Source organism: Desulfobacter sp. UBA2225, from assembly GCF_002348205.1.
In the GTDB taxonomy this organism is placed as follows: domain Bacteria; phylum Desulfobacterota; class Desulfobacteria; order Desulfobacterales; family Desulfobacteraceae; genus Desulfobacter; species Desulfobacter postgatei.
On record NZ_DDYV01000031.1, the window covers coordinates 2,530 to 27,304 of the forward strand.

Consider the following 24,775-nt stretch of genomic DNA (forward strand, 5'->3'; position numbering starts at 1 on the left):
GGGGGGGGGGGGGGAGAGATAATGAAAAAATGGTTTTTGATCGTATTGATTATGGGAACGGCCATGCCGGCGTTTGGCGGCGGTATTGACAACAAACAAAATTTTTCAGCGGCATATGTCGGCAGCTTGAGCCGTAATGCCACAACAGACGGGGCGGATGCGGCAGCGTACAATCCTGCCGGCCTGATGCAGCTTAAAAACGGGACTTACCTGGAAGTCGATCTCCAGCCTTTTACCTTCGACTATGATCATGAATTCAACGGGGAAACCTATACCGCCAGTCCCAACCTGATCGCCCCTATGGCCTTCGGAGTTCACAAACGGGAGAAATGGGCCGTGTGGGGCACTTTTACCATTAACGGCGGCGGCGGGGAAACCGAATATGAGAACGGCAACATTATCACCCAATCGGTTGAAAATCTCATGACCGCCGGTGCGTTTTCACCTTATATCCCGTCAGGGGGAGCGCTTTCCATGCCCTATGCCTACGCCAAAAGCTATGACTACACCTTCACCACAGGCGTCTCGTTCGATCTTCACCCCATGGTCTCGGTTTCCGCCGGGATCAGGTACGTGAGAACCGACAAAGAAGTGGATATCCACGGAACCTATAACGGCTCCTACATCCTTGCCAGATACGATCAGGAAGCAGACGGTTTCGGCGGGGTGATCGGTATTGACATCCACCCCTCAGACAAGCTCAACATCGGTATCCGGTATGACTCACAGGTCAACCTGGACTGGGAGACTGAAACTGACGCATCAAACCAGCTCGGCCTCATCCTTCTCAATGCATTTGGCCGGGTGGACGGCCAGAGCTATGCCAGGGACCTTCCGGCCGTACTGGCGCTCGGTCTTGAGTGGAAGGTCCTCCCTAAGCTCACACTCAAGCCCTCATTTTCGTACTACTTTGAAGAGGATGCGGATTGGGATACCCAAAATGACGCGGTGGACGGCAACTCATTTGAATTGGCCATGGCCCTTCAATACGATCTCAACGCGGCCTGGTCCCTGACAGCAGGTTATCTTTATATCGACGTGGACATGAAGCCTGAAAACTTCGGCATCATTGAACAGATGAATCCGCCCCTTGACTGTCATGCTGTTGCCGTCGGCACAAGGTACAGGATCTCGGAACAAATTACTCTGATCTTGGGCATTAGCGGATATTTTTACAAGGATGCCACCGCCCCCGCAGATTTTTCCAAGGGACGTCCCCAAGTTACCTACGACAAAACCCTGTATATAGGAGGCATAGGTATCCAATATCGTTTTTAACCGGCCAAAAATTCTTTAACAATTGAGCCAAATATTTGAATAACAAGCCGTTCCGAATTAATGACAGGATTAATAAATTGACAGGGTCGCTGAGACGGGTTAATTTCTATACAATTTTAACGATTGGGTTAAGGCTTCCTAATAGACTGAAGGGAGCTTTTTTGTGAAAGATCAGAATTGCAATCAAAACAAGGCGGATTATGAACATTAAAAATTCATTTTTCCACAACAAGGCACTGCTGATTACAGTTGCCGTGCTACTGGTTCTAGTGGAACTTCAGATTTTCTTCGTTTTTGCTGCAAAATCCGGAAAAAAGAATACCCTGCAGGTTCTGAATGATTCAGGAACCGTCATTTACGAAACTGATGGAACGCGTTTAACCCAGTTTAAAAAACATTATTTTGAAGCAACCTTCGGTCCTTTTGAAGATTATGAAAAAAAGCTGGTCACACGAACAGTACCGTTTCCGTTCAGGGCCTGGTTTGCCACGGCCATTGGACTTCCTTTAGGGTTTACGCTTTTGTTGGCATTTATTATATCGGCGTTTTCAACACTTGTTGGCAAAAAGCAAGAGGAACCCCTGGAAATCGAGGATAACGATACGGATGCAAAGCCAAAGGGGAAAGTGGATCATTTTTTAGCCCAGATCAACCGCATGAACATTTTTATAATTGGTGCGGGCGTTTTTTTACTTGTGCTTGCCTTCTGGGTGCTGCCCAATCTGGTTTCCGTTATCGGTCAAACCGGTCTTGAAATTATTAACCGGTATGGATGGTTTTTTGCCATTGCCGGTATGGCTATTCTTTTAATTTTTGCCTGGTTTCTTTACTTACGATATCTTTTGGCCAAAAAGGCTTTGGAAGCCGAAACCCATATCCGTGAGCATCAGTTGTACCTAAGCAGACTGCCTGCACCTGAAGCGACTATCCTTAAAATCGAAAACAAAACTGATTCCGATATACTGGAGGTTTCCGATTCAGAAAATTAACAGATTGAAATCCATGGCTGTAAACACACATTGAATCTGCATGTATTCATCTAATCAATTTCTAATTATCTTCTAACAAAGCATCGGTAATGTTTCCTGATTATTGAATTTGTACGTGATTGCATGTTTTTGGGCATTGGGAAAGCCCGAAAACTGTTCCCCACATACAAAATTTACGGAGACGACCATGCTACTGAAAACCAAATTACTTTTCGGCTTCACCGCAGTTCTTGCATTTCTTCTGGTTATTTCAGGAACCGGATTTTACAGCATAAAAAAAATATCCTCCGGATTTAAGGAATACAGTACCAAAACAAAGAACACCAATCTGAGCAATGAAATCAACAGGAACCTGACCCGCGCACGAATAGCACTGCTCGAATATCTCATGTCAAATACACCGCAGGATAAAGAACGCTATGATATTTTTTTTAAAGATCTGATGAATAACATTGAAGAATTCAACAAATTCAATACCCAAAATGATCAAAAAAAATACATTGACCAGATTAAACAGCTCTGCCTTGGGTATGATCAGAATGTACAAAAACTGTTTGAACTCCAGACCCGATTATACAACGATGTCAATGAGTCCTTGACGATTAAAGGCGATGAAATGCTTAAACGGTTAGAGCAGATCATGACCGCGTCATCGGAAAGCAACGACTTTTTTGTTATGATTCATTCGAACAATGCCATAAGCACCCTGCTTTTATCACGGTTTTTTATTGTCAAATTCCTTCAGGATTTAAGCCCTGATGCCATCAAGCAGGTACGAAAAAATTTGTCCCATCTGGAAACAGAGCTTAAAACGCTGGAAGGCACCCTTGCATATACGACCTTGATGGAGACCCTCACACCCATCATTCCGCTCCAAAAAGCATATGCTGAAGGATTTGAGCAAATAATCAAAGCGGTAGAAAATAGAAACCGGATACGGCATGAAAAGCTGGACAAAATCGAACCTGAAATAGTCAGCCTTATGGATCAGATAGTAAAAGTCTACCGGGAAGAGCAACGCGCCATCGATACCCAACTGATGACAACCACAAAGCGCAATTCAAGGACAATTATTACCTACTCCGTTTCTGCCGTTCTGATTTGCATTTTGCTGATTGTTACAATTACCCGAAGTGTTTTAAGGCAATTGGGGGAAGATCCGTCTAAAATTGCAAATGTTGCCCACCAAATTGCAGACGGTGATTTGATGTGTCAGTTCAAAAAAAATAATGGGAAAGCGTCCACAGGGGTGTATGCCGATATGGAAACCATGGCGGCACACTTAAAAAAAACTATCGGAGATATTGCCATAGGCGCCACCACCCTGACAGTTGATGCCACGGCGCTTTTCTCTTTATCAACGGAAATGAAAAAAGATGCCAAGGCGTCTGAATCAAAATCCGAATCAGCCTCCCTGGCGAGTCAATTCGTCAGTCAAAAAATGGCCAGGATGGTCACTTCCATGGAGCGGGCTTCGGTCAATGCAAATACAATTGCTTCAGCTGCCGAGCAGATGTCTGCAACCATTACCGAAATTTCGAAAAATACGGCAACAGCGAATCACATTACCCGAAAAGCAGTCAAAAACACCGAAGAGGCCAATCGGTATGTGAATGAACTTGGAGCGTCCACCGATCAAATCAGTAAAGTGGTTGAATCAATATCCGAGATCTCTGAACAGGTGAATCTGCTGGCCCTAAATGCCACCATTGAGGCGGCCAGAGCCGGAGAGGCGGGCAAGGGGTTTGCTGTTGTTGCCAACGAAATCAAGGCATTGGCAAGGCAGACAGCTGATGCATCAAACAATATCAAAGAACGAATCAGCCAGGTCCAGCACTCGGCCTCAACCACCGTAACAGAACTTGCTCGGATTACTGATGTGATTAACGAGATCAATGAGATCGTGACATCCATTACCGGGGCTGTGGAAGAGCAGTCTGTGACCACAAAAGAAATCGCATCAAATACAGCACTTGTCTGTGTTGAATTGTCTGATACCTCTCGGGAAGCATCAGATAATTCCGAATCTGCATCAGCAATTGCCGGGGATATCAAAGAAGTTAGTCAAATGTTGTCAGGTATCACAAAGGCAAGTTCCATCGTGGATGAAAACGCCGAAAAAATGACAAAATTGGCAGAAATTCTTCACAAGCGGGTCAAACGATTCTCTATTTCGTAAGTTGCTAAAATATAAAATTTTTACACTTGCTGTTTAACAAGTTGGTCAATCTAATAAGAACAAAAAATTTAGCTTATTTGTTTCAATTATGTAATATCAATAGGTGTTTTTTATATACAAATTTGAAATAAGTTGATAAATAAAATTTTACGCTGGATAGATAGTGTCAATTCCCGCAAAATCAATTCCTTTTATTATAATATGTTACAAAAAACAATAAATTACCGAGAAGAAAATGGCATACTTGTTGCTTTTTACCATGAAATTTTTGAATCAACAACAATGGAGCATAATTATGGTAACCAAGCAGCACTTTTCTATCATTTTTGTAATTCTTTCAACTCCACTGGCTGCATTGGCTGGAGACAACACAGTAATTGACAGCGGAAATACAAGCTGGATGCTGATTTCAACAGCCCTGGTGCTACTCATGCTGCCGGGCCTGGCCATGTTTTACGGCGGCCTGGTACGGGCAAAAAATGTTCTTGGAACCATGATGCATACCTTTGTGGCCATGGCGGTTATCGGTGTGCTCTGGGTGGTCTGCGGATATTCATTGACTTTTGGAAAAAGCATCATGGGCGGACTTGTCGGGTGGAACAGTGATTTCTTTTTTCTCAGGGGGATTGATGAAGCCGTGACCAACGGGATTCCGGAATATATCATCGCCATGTTCCAGGGTAAATTTGCCATCATCACGCCCGCCCTGATCAGCGGCGCTCTGGCAGAACGGATTTATTTAAGGGGATATATCCTGTTTATTTCCCTGTGGTTCCTGGTGGTTTACACGCCGCTGTGCCACTGGGTGTGGGCATCGGACGGCTGGTTGTTCAATGCCGGTGCCGCCGGGGTGATTGACCTTGCCGGAGGACTGGTCATTCATGTCTCAGCCGGTATCAGTGCCCTGGTGGCGGCCATCTACCTGGGACCCCGGCTGGGACATCCCAGAATTGCCACCCCCCCGAACAATCTGACCATGACCCTCATCGGTGCCGGACTGCTGTGGGTCGGCTGGTTTGGTTTTAATGCCGGCTCTACCCTTCAAAGCGGGCTGGACTCGTGCAGAGCCCTGACCATGACCCAAATTTCCGCGGCCAGTGGGGCGCTGGTCTGGTTGTGTATTGAAGGGATTATCTACCGGAAGGCATCTGCTCTTGGTTTTGCGTCAGGCACCCTAGCCGGCCTGGTAGTGATCACCCCGGCAGCCGCAGTGGTCCAACCCCTGGGCGCTCTTTTCCTGGGAGCGGCATCTACCGTGGTCTGTTTTTATGCACTTCAACTCAAAATGAAGATAGGGTATGACGATACACTGGACTGTTTCGGCATCCATGGTGTAGGCAGCGCGCTGGGGGTCATTCTGCTCAGTTTTTTCATCCGGGATTCCTGGATGGCATCAGCCAGTGAAGCAGCCGGTCGGACATGGACAGTCTTTGATCAACTGCTGGTACAGCTAAAAGGACTGGGCGCGACGATCCTGCTCGCAGGCGTCGCAACCATTATCCTGTGCGTTATTGTAGAGAAAACCGTGGGCTTCAGACTGGATGAAGAAAGTGAGTATAGAGGGCTTGACCAGTCGCTTCACGGCGAGAGGGGATATGACTTCTCCTCCTGATCGGTGAAATGTTCCTTTTTTAGAAAACAAAATTTCCGGTGCCTTTTCCAGGCACCGGGTTATTCATACACCGTATGACGCCGGGGATCAAAGGCCTCCCTGATGCCTTCTCCGATGAAGGTAACGGTCATCAGTGTCACTACAAGGGCTGACACCACAGCGGCTGAAATCCACCAGGCTTCCATATTTTGCCAGCCCTGGGATAAAAGTTCACCCCAGGACGGCGTAGGTGCAGGCAGGCCGAACCCCAGATAGTCCAGGGAGGTTAAGGCCACAATACCGCCGGAAACGGCAAAGGGTGCATAGGTAACGATCACGGAAATGGTGTTAGGGATAATGTGCCTGAAAATGATCCGCATATGCGAGGCACCCAGGGACCGGACGGCAAGAATATATTCACGTTCCTTTTCCCGGTAGGTCATGGTGCGCATGACCCAGGTAATGGAAATCCAGCCGAAAAAAGCCATAATCAGAATCAGGATCAGGAAGTTTGGCACCACAATGGAAGAAACAATAATAATTACATACAGAAACGGAATATTGCTCCAGATCTCAATGAACCGCTGGAAAAACAGGTCAAACACCCCTCCGAAATAGCCCATGGCACAGCCCATGGATATGCCCACAGTGTAGTTAAGAAACAACAGTGTCAGGGAAAAAAGAATAGCCGTGCGAAATCCGTACACAAGGCGGGCCAGCACATCCCGCCCCACGTTGTCCGTGCCCAGGAAATGCCGAAGGGAAAACGATGGCGGAAACGGCGGGTATTCATTGAAGCGCAGGTCATTTTCATAGGGATTATACGGCACCGGCGGCATAATTACAAAACTATTCCCCCCTTCCCTGTCAAATTTCTGCTTTAATTCCCGGTAATTGGTTTCATAGGAATACCCCAGGCCAAAGGTTTTCCCCGGGATCATATCGGCGTAGGTAGGAAAATAAAACTCCCCCTGGTAACAGACAACAAGGGCCCTGGAATTAATGAACACTTCGGCAAAAAAGGAGATGAACATCAGAACCAGAATAATCACAAGCGAACAGAAACCTCTTTTGACACTGCAAAAGCGCCGGAACTGTTCCTTTGTCACCGGGTTCAATACCCTCAATTCCATACTCCTTAATGAAACCGAACCCGGGGGTCCACTATAGCCACACACACATCAGACAAAATATTTCCCACCATGAACAGCAGGGATGAAACCACAAGAATCCCCATCACCACCGGGTAATCGCGGTCCAAAATGGACTCATACCCTAAAAGGCCCATGCCGTCGATATTGAACACCTTTTCAATGAGAAAGGATCCCATGAGAAGAATGGAAATATTGTTGCCGAAACTGGTGGCAATGGGGATCAAACTATTGCGCAGGGCATGACGAAAAACAGCCTGTTTAAAGCTTAAGCCCTTGGCAATGGCCGTACGCACATAATCGGCGGACAGGTTGTCCATGAGCGTGTTTTTCATTAAAAGGGTCATCACGGTAAAGGCACCTATCATATATGAGAAAAGCGGCAGCACCGTATGCCATGCCACATCCCTTATTTTTTCCCAAAGCGTCATATCGGTGAAATAGTCGGACGCAAGCCCGCCCAGGGGAAACAGATCCATACGGGAGGCAAACATCACCAGCATGATGACGCCGGCCACCCAGCCGGGAATGGCGTAACCTGTAAAAATAACCGCAGAGGATATATTGTCAAACCCGGTGTTATGGCGCACAGCCTTGGCCACACCCAGTGGAATACAGACGCCGTAAATGAGCGCCAGGCTCAATACCCCGAAGTAAAGGGATATGGGGATGCGCTCTTTAATCATCTCCCACACCGGGTCCTGGTATCGGGTAGACCGCCCCAGATCGCCTTTAAGCACCTTGAGAAGCCAAAGCCCATAACTTTGGAGTACAGGTTTGTCAAATCCGTAATAGGCTTCAAGGTTTTTGATCTGCTCCTCGGATAATGGCTGGCCCTGGCCTACCTCCTGGGCCCTGGAACGGCCGCCCTGCTCTCCCATCTGCATGGCCCTGGTTTCGGCAATGATACGTTCAATGGGCCCGCCGGGCACAAAGCGGGTGATCGTGAACACCATGATGGTTATGCCCATGAAGGTGGGAATCACTAAAAGGAGCCGTCTGATAAAATACGCTGTCACAAATTAGATACCGTATCAAAAACAGATGCCAGTGCCTTGTCCAGAAACTCGGGTTTGGTTCCGCCGGCCTGGGCCATGTCCGGCCGCCCGCCGCCACCGCCACCCACAATACCGGCAGCGGTTTTAACAATATTGCCGGCCTTAAAGGTCTTGGTCAGATCGTCAGTAACCATGGAAATAAGCAATGCCTTGCCATTGGATTCGGCACCCAACAGCAACACGCCCGAGCCCAGTTTGGTCTTGAATTTATCTGCCAGATCCCGGAGCTGGGATGGATTTTCAATTTCCACCCGTTTGGACAACACCTTGACCCCGTTGATCTCCTTGACATCATCGTCAATTTTTTCAACGGATTTGGACGCAATCTTGGCTTTAAGTGCGGCCAATTCTTTTTCCACAGCCTTTTTCTCGGCCACAAAGGCTTCAAGCCGCTCCACCACATCGTCCTTGGCACTTTTCAGAACCCCTGCCACCTTTTCGAGGGCAGAGTGATCGGCATGAACGGCTTCAAGTGCAGTAAGCCCTGTCACCCCTTCAATACGGCGGACACCCGAGGCAATCCCCGCCTCGGACAGGATGCGGAACAACCCGATGTCGCCGGTGGCACGGGTATGGGTGCCGCCGCACAATTCCTGGGAGAAATCTCCCTGGGAGACTACCCGGACCACATCCCCGTATTTTTCTTCAAACAGGGCCGTGGCACCCGACCGGACCGCCTCTTCCATGTCCATCTCTTTTGTGGTGACCGCATGGTTTTCAATGATATGGGTGTTGACCTCTGTTTCAATGGCAGCAAGCTCTTCGGAGGTAACCGCGCTGAAATGGGTAAAGTCGAACCGCAGCCTGTCCGGTGTCACCAGAGAGCCGGACTGCTTGACATGATCGCCTAAAACCTTACGAAGCGCTGCATGCAGGATATGGGTGGCGGAATGGTTTGCAGCCGTAGTCCGGCGAAGCCCTGCATCCACCTTGAGGGTAAATGTATCGCCTTTCTTGCAGGACCCTTTAACGACCCTGCCCTTGTGGATGAAAAGACCGGAAGGATCCTTCACCGTATCCGTGATTTCAATAAGGCAGGCATCATTTTCAAACAGACCCCGATCCCCGGCCTGGCCCCCGGATTCAGCATAAAATACGGTTTCCGGGGTGACCACTTCAATTTCCTCACCCGCGCCGGCCGTATCCACTTCAGCATCATCCTTGACCACAATAAGCAGATCACTTTGCATTTCAATGGTATCATAACCTTTGAACACGGTTTTCACACCTGCCGAGGTCAGGGGTTTATAGGCCTCGCCCACACCGGCAAACTTCTTTTTGGACTTGGACCTGGCTTTCTGTTCAGCCATGGCCGCATCAAATCCTTGCATATCGAGGGCAATACCCATCTCCTTGACATGATCCTGGATAATGTCAACAGGAAATCCAAACGTATCGTAAAGCTTGAAGATCACCTCTCCCGGAATAATTTTCTCCTTTTTCTTTTCAAGGTCCTCAATGGTTGCCTCCAAAAGCTTCATGCCGGTTTCAAGGGTTTCAAGGAACTTTTCTTCTTCGTTTTTCACCACGTTGAGGATAAAAGCGGCAGACTCTTTGAGTTCCGGATAGGCATCATCCATAATGGTAAATACAGTCTGAACGGTTTTGTGTAAAAAGGGTTTGGTCAGCCCGATGCTGCGCCCGTACCGGATGGCCCGGCGCATGATCCTGCGAAGTACATAACCGCGCCCCTCGTTGGAAGGCAATACCCCGTCACAGATTAAAAAAGCGCTGGCTCTTGAGTGGTCGGCAATGACCTTCATGGCCACTTCCACTTCCTTGGATTCCCGCCGTTTTTTTCCGGCCAGTTCTCCGACCCGGTCCATGATGGGGAGAAAAAGGTCGGTATCAAAATTGGTGGGCACGTTCTGCAGTACGGAGAGAATGCGCTCAAGACCCATCCCCGTGTCAATACTGGGTTGGGGCAGCGGCCTCATGGTGCCGTCTTCACTTCTTTCAAACTGCATGAACACCAGATTCCACAATTCCAGCCATCGGTCGCAGTCACAGCCCACGGCACAGTTGGGATCATCACACCCGAACTCCTTGCCACGGTCAATATGAATTTCGGAACAGGGACCGCAGGGGCCGGTATCGCCCATGGCCCAGAAATTGTCCTCTTCGCCTAACCGGGAGATGCGGCCGACAGGAAGGCCAACCTGCTTATTCCAGATTTCAAAGGCCTGATCATCATCTTTATAAACAGAGACATAAAGTTTATCGGCATCAAACCCGTACCCGTTGGTCAGCAGGTCCCAGGCAAAATCAATGGCCTTTTCCTTGAAATATTCGCCAAAGGAAAAATTGCCCAGCATCTCAAAAAAGGTATGATGGCGCGCCGTGTACCCGACATTCTCAAGGTCGTTATGTTTACCCCCGGCCCGCACGCATTTCTGTGAGGTGACCGCTGTGTCGTAGTCACGTTTTTCATCACCTGTAAAAACACGCTTAAACTGCACCATACCGGCGTTTACGAACAGCAGGGTGGGATCATCCTGGGGTACCAGGGACGATGAGCGCACATGGCGGTGGTTATGTTTTTTAAAATATTCGAGGAAAATTTTCCTGGCTTCATTACCTGTCATAGTAGTATTGGCTCCTGCTCAACTGTACCGGTTAGGTTAGTGTTTGAACGGCTCGTTAGAGGAGCGTTCGCTCNNGAGCGAACGCTCCTCTAACGAGCCGCCCAAACACGGGTTTCGGTTCAGGCACTGGGTTTGGATTCCGGTAGACTGTCCTTTCCGGTATCGGCTGCAGTTTTGGCTGCATCCGCTCCGGCAATTCCAAGTTCGGTTCTCACTTTAAGTTCAATGGCATCAAAGATATCGGGATTGTCAATTAAAAAAGCTTTCACATTCTCCCGGCCCTGGCCGATGCGCTCTTTGTCAAACGAGTACCAGGACCCGCTCTTGTTCACAATATCCAGCTCAACCGCCATATCCAGAAGATCGCCGGTCCTGGAAATGCCATCCCCGTACATCAGATCGAATTCAACACTTTTAAACGGGGGGGCCAGTTTGTTTTTCACCACCTTGACCTTGGTCCGGGACCCGATCACATCTTCGCCGTCTTTAATGGCTGCGGCCTTTCTGATCTCAAGACGCATGGAGGCATAAAATTTCAAGGCATTGCCACCGGTGGTGGTTTCCGGGTTGCCGTAGACCACGCCGATCTTCATACGGATCTGGTTAATAAAAATCAGGGTGGTGGCGGTTTTTCCTATTGTCCCGGTCAGTTTACGAAGGGCCTGGGACATAAGACGCGCCTGCAGTCCCATGTGGGAATCGCCCATCTCACCTTCGATTTCTGATCTGGGCACAAGGGCAGCCACCGAGTCCACAACCAGGATGTCAATACCGCCGCTTCGCACCAGCATGTCGACAATTTCAAGGGCCTGTTCACCGGTATCGGGCTGGGAAACCAGAAGTTCGTCACAGTCGACGCCCAGCCGCCTGGCATAGGCCACGTCCAGGGCGTGTTCGGCATCGATGAATGCGGCAATACCGCCTTTTCTTTGGGCTTCGGCCACGGCATGAAGTGCAAGGGTTGTCTTGCCGGAAGATTCCGGGCCGTAAATCTCAATGATCCGGCCCCTGGGGTATCCGCCCACGCCCAGTGCCTTGTCCAGGGCAAGGGAACCGGACCGGATCACGGGAACGGCTTCCACCTCCCGGCCCCCCAGCTTCATGATCGAGCCTTTGCCGAACTGGCGCTCGATCTGATTCATGGCGGTCTGGACGGCTTTTTCCTTTTCCTTATTTTTTTCCATCGCGTTTTCCTCCTCAATCACAACATAAAGTATATTGCTTTAAGCAGGAAAGCGGCCAGCACCCCTGCCATTAAATCATCCAGTACAATACCGGCCCCGCCGGAAAAGTTTTTTTCAAACCAGCAGATCGGAAAAGGCTTTAATATATCAAAACATCTGAAAGCAATAAAGCCTATGACCAAAGAGAGTAAGCTTATAGGCACCAGGGTCATGGTTACACAAAACCCTGCCATCTCATCAATGACCACAGCCCCCGGATCTTTTTGGCCAATCAGAACTTCAGCCTTTTGGGAAATCCAAATCGCACAAAGTATCACGCCCACCAGAAACAGGGCGGCAGCACCGGGCGTACACGCCGTTGATAGCCACACCATGATACCGATCAACGGCAGGCCCGCAAGGGTGCCAAAAGTCCCGGGGGCAAAAGGCAGCCGTCCCAGGCCAAAACCCATGGCAATGAAAAGTATTGTTTTTTCTCCCATCAGCCGGATCCTTCCCCGATCTTTTATGACCGTCCTGTTTGCCTGTCAAGGGGATTCGATTCAGCCAGGATCTGCTCATATACCTGATAAAAGGGCAATTCCTGTTCCAGGGCAATGCGTTTGCACTCATCATATTCCGGCATAATCCGGGCCCGGCCCTTTGGGGAGGTGATCTTTTTGGCGCTTACCCGGCCAAGGCTGGTCTCTACTTCCACGGGTTCGCGTTTTAAAATCATTCTGTCGCAAAGGTGATATCGCACCCCGATGGTTGTGGTCTCTGACAGCAGGACGTCTGCAAGCACCTGGAGCTGCGCCGGCCGGCAGATCACCTCAATGCGTGTGGCGGGACGGTTCTTTTTCATGAATGCCGGTGTAAAACTGACGTCAAGCGCCCCTTTGTCCATGAGGCGGTCCATGACAAAGCCCAGACTCTCCGGGCTCATGTCATCCACATTGGTATAGAGCACATGAACCTGGTCCGACAGGATGTTATCCGCGGAATTCTTCACGACGGAAGGGGTGCCCAGCACCAGACGCAGAAGATTGGGCACAGATGCGCCAATGTCGCGTTTGCCGGCCCCGTATCCTACTTTTTCAATCTGCATGTCCGGCATGCCCCCGAACTGGGGTGCCAACGTTGCCACAATGGCTGCGCCCGTGGGCGTAACGATTTCGGTTTTGGCGTCAGAGCCCCTCACTTGAAGTCCCTTAAGTATGGCCACAGTGGCCGGAACCGGCACGGGAATGGTGCCATGGGCGCACTTAATGGTCCCTGATCCCAGGGGAACCGGGGTTGCCGCCACCTGGTCCACCCCCAGGTAATCCAGGGCCAGAAAGCTGCCAATGATGTCCACCAGGCTGTCAATGCCGCCAATCTCATGGAAGTGGACGGTTTCAATGTCCTTTCCGTGGATATGGGCTTCGGCCTGGGCAATGAGTTTAAAGGCGGTCAGGGCATTGGCCCGAACCTGGTCCGGCAGATCCGCAGATTCAATCATCTGCCGGATGTGGGTGTAATGGCGATGAGTGACATGGTCGGTCACATCCACATAAAGATTAACGGCCCGCAGATGGTGCCGGAACACAATTTCAGTGCGCAGGTCAAAACCGTCCAGAACGGCTGACAATTTTCTCTTGAGCCACTCCACAGAGACACCAAGATCCACCAGTGCTCCTAAAAACATGTCGCCTGCAATACCTGCCATCATATCAAGATAAAGAATCATACCGCTGCCTTTCCTGTTGCATGGATTTGAAGAATTTCAAGGACCAGTTCAGCACAACTGACCATATCTTTAAGTGCAATGGATTCCTTAAGGGTGTGCACATCCGTCATGCCTGTGCCGATAACGCCTGCGGCAATGCCTTTGCCGAAAAAGATATTGGCATCAGCCGCACCGCCGCTTGTTTTACAGACCAGGTGCCTGCCCAGGTTCGCCGCAGCTTTTTGGGCAAGCCTGATTACCATATGATCTTCGGGGATGTTGGTGTGGGGAAAATCATTTTTCACAATCATTTCCACCCGGGGAAGCCCGTCCCCACCAGCCTGAAGTTCGGCCATGGTATTTTTAAACGTGGAGACAATGCCCTGTGTGACCTTATCCAGTTTTGCAGGATCATGGGACCGGGCTTCACCGTGAATTTCCACATATTCGGGCACGATATTGGTGGCAGCCCCGCCGGAAATAAGCCCAAGATTGCAGGTGGTCTCCTGGTCAATGCGCCCCAGTTCAAGCTTGGCAATGGCGCAGGACGCCGCATAAATGGAAGAAATCCCGTTTTCGGGAGAACTGCCGGCATGGGCGGCACGTCCGTAAATTTTTGCACTGATCTTGTTGGCCGCAGGTGCCCGGTTCACAATACCCTGGGTGTCCACAGCGTCCAGAATGTATCCGAATTTTGATTTAAGCCGGGAGCAGTCAAGGTTCTTTGCCCCTAAAAGCCCCTGCTCCTCACATACCGTCATGACCACCTCAACAGGGGGGCACGGCAGGTTATTATCTTTGATCACCTGCATCACCTCAAGGATGACGGCAAGGGCGGATTTGTCGTCGGAACCCAGGATGGTGGTGCCGTCACTTCTGAACACCCCGTCCTCAAATATGACCTTAACCCCTTTGCCCGGCACCACGGTGTCCATATGTCCGGAGAGCATTACCGGATCAACGTCTGTATTTCCTTTAAATGCTGCCACAAGATTGCCGCAGTCACCGTTGACCTTGGCACCGGCCTCATCAAACACCACGGTTGCCCCAAGGTCTGTCAGTTCCTTTTCAAGCACCTTTGCGATCACGGCCTCGCTTCGGGATTCGGAATCAATCCGCGCAAGGGTTGCAAACCGCTGCCCCAGGCGTTCTTCATCAATCATATTCTATCCTTTATATACTAAGGCCCACCAGGACCATTTAAACAAGTGGGATAATATACTAGAATTTATCGGGGAATGCCAGTCCCTGTTATCACAGATCTGCAGGGCAATGACCATGTAACCGGCCTGCAGCGCAATGTCAATTGCACACCTTTCTGGTGCCGGCCTGCGGGAAATTAGCCGGACCGTGGCAGATGCGCTTGAATGGGCTAAACTTTTTGCAATAAAGATTGAATGTAAACTTTAATCCTGTTTAATAGACATTCCAGCCTATTCTGTTTATTATTTTGAAACTTAACAGCCTTAATGTTTGGAAAATTTATGGAATACAGATTTGATATTGATAAAATACGCACCACAATACTGGCAATAGATCCTTTTGAATTCCCTGAAAAGTTACCAGAACTCATAGAGCTTATTGATTATTATTCTATCTTCTTAACCAAGGCTTATAACACGACTTTGGAAATTTCCAAACGATTGGGAGCCGAGCAATATTTTAATTATTCCGTCTGGGCTTTTATGACAGTAGGCCCCGCTTTCATTGCGGCAGAACAACAAGATGCCGATGAAGGCATTGAATGGCAATTGAATTTTTTAAACGGCCTATCCAGAGTTGTACTTGAAAATATTAATAAAGTCCTGGCAGCACCTTTGGTTCCAGGAAATTTTCCAGAACATTGGATTGTTTCTTTGGATTAAACCTGGCTTCTCCCGAATTGAAAAGCACCAAGGAGAGCCTCACCAACAGAGCCTGGAAAACGACCAGCAAAAAGGCCATCAAGGACAACGCCGAGGTATTGTTCAAGTACTTGATTTGTCTGACGTCACAAGCTTCCGGAAGGAATCCTTCCTCTTTGAGTTCCTTGATCGCTGCAGGATAAGCGCGGTTCTTATCAACCGTAATTACCCGGGGTGTTGAGGTATGTGAGGATTTTAAGGGGAACCGTATGCGGGAATTCTGCACGTACGGGTCTGTGGGGGAGGCGTCGGGCAACCGATGCTCTACCCGAAAGAAAAACTCTATACAAATTGATGCACTATCTGTATAATAGAATCAATAAGTTGCTTCTCTACCTCAAAAACGCAGACGCCTGTTTCTCATTTATCAAAATGCCGTGAATTTTCATTGTTCCTGCTGGAAAAATTTCGTTCGTTTTTGATTGCGGCTCGTACTGGATGCAAGCTCAAGCAAAGTTTTCTCTTGTTACAAAAGTTAAAATGGAACTGGTTCATTCAGAGCCTGTTTAAAAATTATTTTTAACGGGGCAAGTTGGCTAATTTCAGCAGAAATATGCCTGTATCATAGCCACATAGCCAAAATAAACCCTTTTTAAATGCGTTTGTGACACAATGTGGTATTTTTTAAACAGGCTCTCAAATTTCAAGTTCAAATCCGTTCAGGCAACTTATAAAAGTGTTTTTATGTGTTTTTTTATCATTAGTGAACCTTAACTTTTAATTTTTTAGGAGGTTATTATGGAAAATAGTGTTTACAAAATAATCGAACTCGTTGGATTTTCTGAAAAATCCTGGGAAGATGCTGCCAAGACCGCTGTGGCAAGGGCCGATAAAACCTTAAGAGATATGCGAGTGGCCGAGGTGAAAGAAATGGATATGCGTCTGGAAGACAACCGGATTGTGGGATACCGGATAAAATTAAAAGTGTCATTCAAACTTGACGGGTAATTGGCAAGGTAAAAAAGCCCCCCTTATTTGAAAAAATGGTATTTAAGAAAAAATTCACAATGCCCGGAGGTATTGTTTTCCGGGCATTGAAATCAATTGCGTTTTTATTTTGGACCTTTGGGTAAAATTAAACATTGGGACGAAATCAGCCATAAAATTTTTTGAAAACTCAATTTTTTTAGACTCTTAAGCAAGAATCAAGGTTACCGTTTTTGAGGCTATTTTAGCCTGAAAAACGGTAACATAAAATTCCTTATAAACCATTTTATTTCAACATGTTATACATTTTGCTATGACATATTTCGTCCCAATGTTTAATTATACCCAACCTTGTTGCACTTTTCGGGGGGATGGGCACCTCCCCCAAACATGAATCCAGCGGTCATCGAGACCTTTTACTCGATGATCCAGTTTTTTCCAAACCCTGTAAATACTGGAGTTGGGATGACGTGTTTTTACAAGAATTTTTTGGCTCTAAACTGTAAGTGACTGATATCGTTGTTTTTAAAAAATATGACCACGACGGCGTGCGCTTTCAATAAAACTAATAATATCAAATCTTTATAAAAAAATGGATCGTCGAGTTTTAATCATCATAATACGACAGGAGAAACATGAAATGAATCCAACTATCGATATAGCCTTGGATGATAGAACTGTCCGGTTTACAGCCGATGGGAAAATGTATGTTCTTGATGCAATATCCGCCCTTGTCGAAATCGTTCCTGCAATTGATATATGGAAAGATTTTAAGAAGGAAAAACCAGAAATCGCTCAATATATAAAGTATCATTATCTTCCTGGAAACAAGAAGGTGCCAACCACTGACAGTGCGGGCTGGGAGGAAATTCAAATCCTGCTATTTAATTATTTGATTGATAGCACCACATTCAGCCGGGGCTGAATTTTAATCTGAAAGTAAAACATAAAAGGGAGCAGTTTATGACCACTCATACAAACATTGACATGACCCTTAAAATTGGCGGGGCAGCCGGTCAGGGGATACAGACAATTGGAAATCTTTTGGCCAGCGCATCTCGGGATGCAGGTTTTTATATCATGGCGATCAACGATTTTGAATCCCGCGTCCGGGGCGGTCATAGTTTTTTTCAGATGCGCATCAGTGATAAGCCGGTTTATGCACCCCATCACAGGATTGATCTTTTGATCGCCCTTAATCGGGAGACTTGGGATTTGCACAAGGATCAATTACAGGACGATGGCATTGCTATCCTGGAGGTGCCACTTGATTCTCCATCCAAACAGGTGTTTGAGGTTGAGTTTTCGACTCTTGCCAAGGAAATCGGCAGCAGTCTTTATTCCAATACGGTTGCCGCTGCTGTCGGCCTGTCAATCCTGGGGGCCTCTTTTGACAAGATTGCCGATCTGCTCTCCTGGCAATTTGCCGGTAAAAAGGAAGATATTATCCAAAAAAACATCAAAGCGGCCCGGTTGGGATATGATGCGGTCAAAGATATCCAGTTTTCCCGGCAGCCGTTTTTAAAGACTTCTGATCCCAAGGGTCAGATCATGGAAGGCTCCCGGGCGATCGCCCTGGGTGCCATTGCATCAGACTGCCGGGTAGCGGCATTTTATCCCATGTCCCCTGCAACTAGTATCATGCAGCATCTTGCCGGCTGGACAAACCGCCTTCCCCTTGTGGTGGAGCAGGCGGAAGACGAAATTGCGGCCGTCAACATGGTTATCGGCGCCTCTTTTGCCGGTGCCCGGGCAATGACCGCCACCTCGGGCGGCGGTTTCTGCCTCATGACAGAAGGCCTTGGCCTTTCAGCCACTACGGAAACCCCCATTGTCATTATCGATGCCCAACGGCCTGGCCCTGCCACAGGCCTGCCGACCCGCACCGCCCAGGGAGATCTTTTGTTTGCCATCCATGCCTCCCAGGATGATTTTCCACGGTTTGTCTTTGCACCAGGCAGTCTTCTGGAAGCCTTTGAGATCACTCAAAAGGCATTTGCCCTGTCTGAAAAATACCAGGTTCCGGCAATTATTCTTGTGGATCAATATATGGCAGACTCTATTTTTATACTGGAGCACTCCTTTACGTTTCCCAAAAAGGTGGAACGGTTTATTGTTGGGGATAAAGATCTTAAGGATCCGAAAAATTACAACCGGTATGAGCTGACACCCTCCGGGGTTTCCCCCAGGGCACTGCCATGCACAGGCGCTGCCAGGGTCGTTGTATCCAGTGATGAACACAGAGAAGACGGCCATATCACCGAGGATATTGATAACAGAAACGCTATGGTCAACAAACGCAAGTCAAAACTGCCGGATATGATCAGGGAAATGTCTGCACCCCAAGCCTTGTTCCCCGAAGCAAAAACAGTACTTCTGGGGTGGGGATCAACATCCGGCAGTATTAAAGAATCAGTGGAATTTCTTCGCAACGAAGGGATAGATGTGGGTTGCCTTTTATTCACAGACCTGTGGCCCTTCCCCACCGCAATTGTCGAATCCCATTTAAAAGACCCGGTTAAAACCATTATTACGGTGGAACAAAATTCGGGGGCTCAGTTCGGGCATCTGTTAAAAGAGCAGACCGGGATTTCATACACTCATGCCATACTGAAATATGATGGCAGGCCCTTTTATCCGATAGAGATCATGGCTGCGGTTAAAGAAAAGGAGAAACATTGAGATGGTTACCCCAAAAGATTTTAATTCAGACTATCAAAACCAGTGGTGTCCGGGATGTGGAAATTTCGGGATTCTGGAAGCCATGAAAGATGCCCTGGCAACCCAGGGTATCCCTCCGGAAAAGATCCTGATTATTTCCGGCATCGGCCAAGCAGCCAAAACCCCTCATTTTTTAAACTGCAATATGTTTCACAGTCTTCATGGAAGGGCACTTCCCCTGGCTCTGGGAGCAAAACTTGCCAACCATGATCTGAAAATAATAGTGAATTCAGGCGATGGTGACTGTTATGGTGAGGGCGGCAACCATTTCATGCACGCCATCCGGCGGAACACTGACCTGACACTGCTGGTGCACAATAATCAGGTCTACGGCCTGACAAAGGGCCAGGCATCCCCGACATCAGGCCTTGGCATGACAACCTCTCTTCAACCCGATGGGGTTATATCAGAACCGTTCAACGGACCTGCCGTGGCGCTGAGTCTGGGTGCAGGATTTGTTGCCCGGGGGTTTTCCGGCAACAAGGATCATTTAAGCCGCCTCATACAAAAAGCCATGGACCATAAAGGCGTAAGCCTCATTGATATCATGCAGCCCTGTGTATCGTTTAATAAAATCAACACCTTTGAATGGTATAAAGAAAGGGTATATGAAGCAGATAATCCTGATCCTGAAAATTTGCCACAGGCCATGAAGCTGGCCATGGAATGGGGGGATGCCATCCCCATCGGAATATTTTATCAAACAAAAAAACCGGATTTTACATCCCGGATAAAGGGACTTGAAAAAGGTCCCCTTATTTTTCGCAATTATGATCCCGAGAAAGCCAATATAATATTACAGGATTCCTAGGGAAATATCATATGAATAAAGATAACAAGCATCATCATGATCAAACACCTCATCCGGATCAAGGAGCGGAAGATAGCACCCTGAAAGATTCGGTCTGCGGTATGGACGTTAGCAGGGACAGCCCATACCATACCGACCATGGGAAAGAGAAAATCTATTTTTGCAGCGAACATTGCCTGAAAAAATTTGAAGAAAATCCATCAAATTACCTGACAAAACAGGAAACACCTGCAAAGAGCGAAGGACAAAAAGCCCATGCTCCCCAAAACGAGGCCGATATCTACACTTGTCCCATGCACCCGGAAGTAAAACAGACCGGGCCGGGAAGCTGCCCAAAATGCGGCATGGCCCTGGAACCTGAGAACGCAGCTGAACAGGAAGGGGAAAACCCGGAACTGGCAGACATGCGTAGCCGATTCTGGGTCAGTCTGGTTCTTACGTTACCGGTCTTTGTTATAGCCATGGGTGACATGATTCCCGGTAACTCATTGGCAAAGATCGCTTCGAAAAATGTTCTTGTCTGGTTTGAACTCTTGCTGGCAACACCGGTTGTGTTATGGGGCGGATGGCCGTTTTTGGTAAAGGGCTGGCAATCCCTTGTCACCTGGAATCTAAATATGTTTACCCTGATCGGCCTGGGTGTATCTGTGGCCTATCTTTATAGTTTGATCGCGGCAATTTTTCCCGAAATATTTCCAGCCTCTTTCAGGGGGGAAGAGGGAACGGTGGCTGTTTATTTTGAAGCGGCGGCTTCCATTACCACCCTCATTCTGTTGGGGCAGGTACTGGAATTGAAAGCCCGCAGCCAAACAGGCTCAGCCATAAAGGCGCTGTTGGGGCTGGCGCCTAAAACCGCCAGGATAATTCGAGATGACGGCACCGAAGAAGATATTCCACTCGAACAGGTGGCGCTTGGCAACAAGCTAAGGGTGCGGCCGGGTGAAAAGGTTCCGGTTGACGGTACAGTTCTGGACGGAAAAAGTTCCATTGATGAGTCAATGGTTACGGGTGAGTCAATACCTGTGGAGAAAAATAAGGGCGACAAATTAATTGGAGCAACGGTCAATGGTACGGGAACACTGATCATGGAAGCCAAACGGGTAGGAAGCGAAACCGTTTTGGCGCAGATCGTCCATATGGTTTCCGAAGCCCAGCGGAGCCGCGCTCCCATCCAGAAAGTGGCCGATGTTGTGGCTGGATATTTTGTGCCGGCAGTAGTCGGTTCAGCCATCATTACATTTATTGTGTGGAGTATGTNNGCTCCCATCCAGAAAGTAGCTGATGTGGTGGCCGGGTATTTTGTGCCGGCAGTCGTCGGTTCCGCCATTTTAACTTTTATTGTATGGAGTCTTTTCGGTCCTGACCCCAAAATGGCCCATGCTTTGATAAATGCAGTGGCTGTGCTCATTATTGCCTGCCCCTGTGCCCTTGGTCNNCTGGCCACCCCCATGTCGATCATGGTGGCTACCGGCAAAGGCGCCGCCATGGGCGTCCTGTTCAAAAATGCCGAAACCATTGAAGTCATGCGGAAAATAGACACCCTAGTGGTGGATAAAACCGGCACACTCACCGAAGGTAAGCCCAAGGTTGTTGCCGTCACTACAGTGACCGGCCACAATGAGTTGGACATGCTGCATTTGGCGGCAAGTCTCGAAAAGGGCAGCGAACACCCCTTGGCAGCGGCCATCGTGAACTATGCCGAAGAAAAAGGGATCAATCTGGTCAAAGCCGTTGATTTTGAATCGAAGACCGGCAAGGGCGTCAAGGGCAGCGTGGACGGCAAACAGATTGCCTTTGGTAATATCAGACTTTTTGAGAAATTAAACATAGCTGTGCAGGAACTTGCGTCAAAAGCAGAAGCCATGCGCAAAGATGGCCAAACTGTCATGTTTGTCGGAATAGACGGGAAGCTTGCGGGCCTTATCGGTGTGGCGGACCCGATCAAGAAAACCACGACTGAGGCAATCAAACTGCTTCATCAGGACAACATCCGCATTGTCATGTTGACCGGTGACAGCAAAACCACGGCTATGGCAGTGGCTGAAAAACTCGAACTGGATGAGGTGAAGGCCGAAGTACTGCCTGATCAGAAAGCCGATGCAGTCAAAAAGTTTCAAGAAGCCGGCCGGATTGTGGCCATGGCTGGAGATGGGGTCAACGACGCACCTGCTCTGTCCCAGGCCCACGTCGGTATTGCCATGGGCACTGGCACGGATATCGCCATGGAAAGTGCGGGCATCACCCTAGTCAAAGGCGACCTCATGGGCATTGTTCGCGCGCGTTTGTTGAGCCATGCCACCATGCGTAATATCAAACAGAATCTGTTTTTTGCTTTTGTATACAACTCTCTGGGGGTGCCGATTGCAGCCGGTGTTCTTTATCCGGCTTTCGGCCTGCTTTTGAGTCCGATGATTGCCGCGGTGGCCATGAGTTTAAGTTCCGTGTCAGTTATCGGCAATGCGCTCCGGTTGCGCAAAATAAAGATTGATTGATGAAACCAATAACTGCTGAGAATGAGGGAATTGGATTGGATTAAATTGTATAAAAAAGGAGACCCCTTATGAAAAAAGACAACAGTCCCAAGCCAGACAAAACTCAATCACATAGCGAACCGACGGATCTGGACGTTTGTACCGATGCGCCTGAATTCGCAGAACATGCAAGACCCAACGAACCGCCCAGTGAGCCCTGTGATGACGGCAGGGCCGGAATCACCATATCCGATAAGCAAAAAAAAGAGGGGAAGAATATGACAGAAGACAAGCAGAAATCAATGAATAAAAAAGAACTCTGCAAGAAAATTGAACAGGTATACCCGGACATCGGAGAATGCGGAATTGATTTGGATGTTACATATGACAATGATAACAACCGTTGGAAGATTCTCTTGAAAAAGGATAACAAGTCTGTGGAAACCTTTTTGAAACCCGGAGATGCACAACTCTGCATGGAAGGCCGCTGGTGTGTCATCCTGGGTATTGAAATCAGTCGGCTCAAGGATAGCATCGAAAAAGTGTCTTCATCAAAAAAGGAGAATGCAGAGGAGGTCTCGGATCATGAAAACCATTAAAAATGCAGCTTGGGCATCAAAAGGCTTAAGCGGTCGCGGATCCACCTGCAAAATGGTGGTCTGCCTGGATTCATTTCTGCTGATTATAACGGATTTGGGGGAGGCCACTAATTCGGCTTTTTGGTCCTTCCCTATTTTCAGGCTTCTTGGTTATTGCGCATGAATTCTCTGTCCTATTTGGGGTCGCAATTCAGGGCAGGATTTAAAACGAGCCACAATAAATTCAAATAGTTAAACATGGTCCCCCAAATCCGTTATAATCAGAATAATTCTATACAAATTGATGCACTATCTGTATAATAGCATAAATAAGTTGCTTCTCTATCTCAAAAACGCAAACGCCTGTTTCTCATGTCTCAAAATGCCGTGAATTTTCATTGTTCCTGCTGGAAAAATCCAGTTCGTTGTTGATTGCGGCCCTTACTGGATGCAAGCTCAAGCAAAGTCTTCTCTTATTGCAAAAGTTAAGATGGAACCGGTTCATTGAAATTTCAAGTTCAAATCCGTTCAGGCAACTTATAAAAGTGTTTTTATGTGTTTTTTTATCATTAGTGAACCTTAACTTTTAATTTTTAGGAGGTTATTATGGAAAATAGTGTTTACAAAATAATCGAACTCGTTGGATTTTCTGAAAAATCCTGGGAGGATGCTGCCAAGACCGCTGTGGCAAGCGCCGATAAAACCTTAAGGGATATGCGAGTGGCCGAGGTGAAAGAAATGGATATGCGCCTGGAAGACAACCGAATTGTGGGATACCGGGTAAAATTAAAAGTGTCATTCAAACTTGACGGGTAATTGGCAATAATTGGCAAGGTAACAAAGCACCCTTTATTTGAAAAAAGATTATTTAAGAAAAATTCACAATGGACCAGCGAAGGAGAGTTAAAATGGCCGATCCAAAAGATATGTATCAATGTCAAGTACACAACTGTGGGTATGTTTATGACCCTGACAAAGGCGAGCCAAAGACCAATACGCCTCCAGGAATAGCGTTTAAAGACCTTCCTGATGATTGGAGATGTCCGTTTTGCGGATCTTCAGCTAAAACATTCAGGCCCTTGGCTGGGCCTGGATCTGTTTTGGTCGAAGGTAGCTAAAAGTAGTAGGGGGCTAAATCTTCTTCCTCTTATGGCAGATTCTAATAGGTTCATCCTCCGGGAACGCCCCAAAGGGTAGCAGGGGGATGAACCTATGCATGATTAGGTAAGATTAATAATCCCGATATGCGCAGCAATGTTCTCCGATCATTAAATCGAGGAGAAGCATTGCACCAACTGATTTCGGCTATTCGAAAAATAGGAGAGACAAAACTATCCGGAAAAAATGAAATCGAAATACACAACGAATGCAATCGATTGGTTGCGAATTGTATTATATTTTATAATGCAGTTTTATTATCGGATTTATATAAAGCATATAATAAGCAAGATGACCAGGATTTACTCGATCTTATGAAAAGCCTATCCCAAGTGGCTTGGCGGCATATTAATTAACATGGGTAAACCCCCGGCTTTGCCGGGGAGACTCTCAGAGTTTGACATTTGCGGGAAAAATCGAAAGCCTCCATTAATGTGAACCGCTCAAAGATCACAAAAGAAAGGAGATTTTCGATGAATACTTACAGCAAATTAAATCATACA

22 protein-coding genes and 1 pseudogene are annotated in these 24,775 nt (G+C 47.8%); 15 read left to right on the plus strand and 8 right to left on the minus strand.

Going from position 1 to position 24,775, the window contains the following annotated elements:
* Positions 1-21 precede the first annotated feature (21 nt).
* From B3D59_RS01350 to B3D59_RS01365, 4 genes are all read left to right on the plus strand, one after another.
* The gene (locus tag B3D59_RS01350) at positions 22-1,278 is read left to right on the plus strand and encodes an OmpP1/FadL family transporter (RefSeq protein ID WP_286817280.1); all 1,257 of its coding nucleotides are present in this window, start codon (positions 22-24) and stop codon (positions 1,276-1,278) included.
* Positions 1,279-1,478: 200 nt separating this feature from the next.
* Positions 1,479-2,267, plus strand: coding sequence for a hypothetical protein (locus B3D59_RS01355; protein WP_286817281.1), 789 nt, complete (start codon positions 1,479-1,481; stop codon positions 2,265-2,267).
* Positions 2,268-2,454: 187 nt separating this feature from the next.
* Positions 2,455-4,446 (plus strand): HAMP domain-containing methyl-accepting chemotaxis protein, encoded by a 1,992-nt coding sequence (locus B3D59_RS01360; RefSeq protein WP_286817282.1) that lies wholly within the window; start codon positions 2,455-2,457, stop codon positions 4,444-4,446.
* A 295-nt stretch (positions 4,447-4,741) separates the two neighbouring features.
* Complete coding sequence (locus tag B3D59_RS01365) at positions 4,742-6,058, plus strand: ammonium transporter (protein WP_286817283.1); 1,317 nt, start codon at positions 4,742-4,744, stop codon at positions 6,056-6,058.
* A 59-nt stretch (positions 6,059-6,117) separates the two neighbouring features.
* Here B3D59_RS01365 and B3D59_RS01370 read toward each other — a convergent pair whose 3' ends face one another.
* The 7 genes from B3D59_RS01370 to B3D59_RS01400 all read right to left on the minus strand — a co-directional run bounded on the left by B3D59_RS01370 (position 6,118) and on the right by B3D59_RS01400 (position 14,865).
* Positions 6,118-7,170 (minus strand): ABC transporter permease, encoded by a 1,053-nt coding sequence (locus tag B3D59_RS01370; protein ID WP_414646504.1) that lies wholly within the window; start codon positions 7,168-7,170, stop codon positions 6,118-6,120.
* A gap of 5 nt (positions 7,171-7,175) precedes the next feature.
* Positions 7,176-8,207 (minus strand): ABC transporter permease subunit, encoded by a 1,032-nt coding sequence (locus tag B3D59_RS01375; RefSeq protein ID WP_286817284.1) that lies wholly within the window; start codon positions 8,205-8,207, stop codon positions 7,176-7,178.
* Positions 8,204-10,831, minus strand: a complete 2,628-nt coding sequence (gene alaS / locus B3D59_RS01380) for an alanine--tRNA ligase (protein ID WP_286817285.1) — start codon at positions 10,829-10,831, stop codon at positions 8,204-8,206. The genes B3D59_RS01375 and alaS overlap by 4 nt, the downstream gene beginning before the upstream one ends.
* 119 nt (positions 10,832-10,950) lie before the next feature.
* Complete coding sequence (recA, locus tag B3D59_RS01385) at positions 10,951-12,015, minus strand: recombinase RecA (RefSeq protein ID WP_286817286.1); 1,065 nt, start codon at positions 12,013-12,015, stop codon at positions 10,951-10,953.
* A 17-nt stretch (positions 12,016-12,032) separates the two neighbouring features.
* Positions 12,033-12,497 carry a phosphatidylglycerophosphatase A family protein gene (locus B3D59_RS01390; RefSeq protein WP_286817287.1) on the minus strand — a complete coding sequence of 155 codons (465 nt, stop codon included), beginning with the start codon at positions 12,495-12,497 and terminating at the stop codon, positions 12,033-12,035.
* A gap of 23 nt (positions 12,498-12,520) precedes the next feature.
* Positions 12,521-13,723, minus strand: a complete 1,203-nt coding sequence (gene larC / locus B3D59_RS01395) for a nickel pincer cofactor biosynthesis protein LarC (RefSeq protein ID WP_286817288.1) — start codon at positions 13,721-13,723, stop codon at positions 12,521-12,523.
* Complete coding sequence (locus B3D59_RS01400; protein ID WP_286817289.1) at positions 13,720-14,865, minus strand: M20/M25/M40 family metallo-hydrolase; 1,146 nt, start codon at positions 14,863-14,865, stop codon at positions 13,720-13,722. Before B3D59_RS01400 ends, larC begins: the two co-directional genes overlap by 4 nt.
* A gap of 321 nt (positions 14,866-15,186) precedes the next feature.
* Here B3D59_RS01400 and B3D59_RS01405 point away from each other — a divergent pair, with 321 nt between their 5' ends.
* Complete coding sequence (locus B3D59_RS01405; RefSeq protein WP_286817290.1) at positions 15,187-15,567, plus strand: hypothetical protein; 381 nt, start codon at positions 15,187-15,189, stop codon at positions 15,565-15,567.
* Positions 15,568-15,664: 97 nt separating this feature from the next.
* On the opposite strand, the pseudogene B3D59_RS01410 reads toward B3D59_RS01405, so the two are convergent.
* Positions 15,665-15,805: pseudogene (locus B3D59_RS01410) on the minus strand (IS6 family transposase); the annotation flags it as partial.
* Positions 15,806-16,344: 539 nt separating this feature from the next.
* Between B3D59_RS01410 and B3D59_RS01415 the strand changes: the two are divergent.
* The 10 genes from B3D59_RS01415 (at position 16,345) to B3D59_RS18390 (ending at position 24,628) form a co-directional block, all read left to right on the plus strand.
* Positions 16,345-16,554: a dodecin family protein gene (locus B3D59_RS01415; RefSeq protein WP_286817291.1), complete on the plus strand. Its 210-nt coding sequence runs from the start codon at positions 16,345-16,347 to the stop codon at positions 16,552-16,554.
* A gap of 619 nt (positions 16,555-17,173) precedes the next feature.
* On the plus strand, positions 17,174-17,458 hold the full coding sequence (locus B3D59_RS01420) for a hypothetical protein (protein WP_286817292.1): 285 nt from the start codon (positions 17,174-17,176) through the stop codon (positions 17,456-17,458).
* 38 nt (positions 17,459-17,496) lie between these two features.
* On the plus strand, positions 17,497-19,215 hold the full coding sequence (locus B3D59_RS01425; protein WP_286817293.1) for a 2-oxoacid:acceptor oxidoreductase subunit alpha: 1,719 nt from the start codon (positions 17,497-17,499) through the stop codon (positions 19,213-19,215).
* Between the two features lies 1 nt (position 19,216).
* Positions 19,217-20,065 carry a 2-oxoacid:ferredoxin oxidoreductase subunit beta gene (locus tag B3D59_RS01430; RefSeq protein WP_286817294.1) on the plus strand — a complete coding sequence of 283 codons (849 nt, stop codon included), beginning with the start codon at positions 19,217-19,219 and terminating at the stop codon, positions 20,063-20,065.
* An 11-nt stretch (positions 20,066-20,076) separates the two neighbouring features.
* A complete protein-coding gene (locus B3D59_RS01435) occupies positions 20,077-22,557 on the plus strand; it encodes a heavy metal translocating P-type ATPase (RefSeq protein ID WP_286817295.1) in 2,481 nt (826 codons plus the stop codon).
* A gap of 68 nt (positions 22,558-22,625) precedes the next feature.
* Positions 22,626-23,135: a hypothetical protein gene (locus B3D59_RS01440; protein WP_286817296.1), complete on the plus strand. Its 510-nt coding sequence runs from the start codon at positions 22,626-22,628 to the stop codon at positions 23,133-23,135.
* Positions 23,122-23,298, plus strand: a complete 177-nt coding sequence (locus B3D59_RS01445) for a hypothetical protein (RefSeq protein WP_286817297.1) — start codon at positions 23,122-23,124, stop codon at positions 23,296-23,298. The genes B3D59_RS01440 and B3D59_RS01445 overlap by 14 nt, the downstream gene beginning before the upstream one ends.
* A 422-nt stretch (positions 23,299-23,720) precedes the next feature.
* The gene (locus tag B3D59_RS01450; protein WP_111952481.1) at positions 23,721-23,930 is read left to right on the plus strand and encodes a dodecin family protein; all 210 of its coding nucleotides are present in this window, start codon (positions 23,721-23,723) and stop codon (positions 23,928-23,930) included.
* Between the two features lie 92 nt (positions 23,931-24,022).
* Complete coding sequence (locus B3D59_RS01455; protein WP_286817298.1) at positions 24,023-24,232, plus strand: rubredoxin; 210 nt, start codon at positions 24,023-24,025, stop codon at positions 24,230-24,232.
* Positions 24,233-24,343: 111 nt separating this feature from the next.
* Positions 24,344-24,628, plus strand: a complete 285-nt coding sequence (locus B3D59_RS18390) for a Tn3 family transposase (RefSeq protein WP_414646505.1) — start codon at positions 24,344-24,346, stop codon at positions 24,626-24,628.
* Positions 24,629-24,775: the final 147 nt, after the last annotated feature.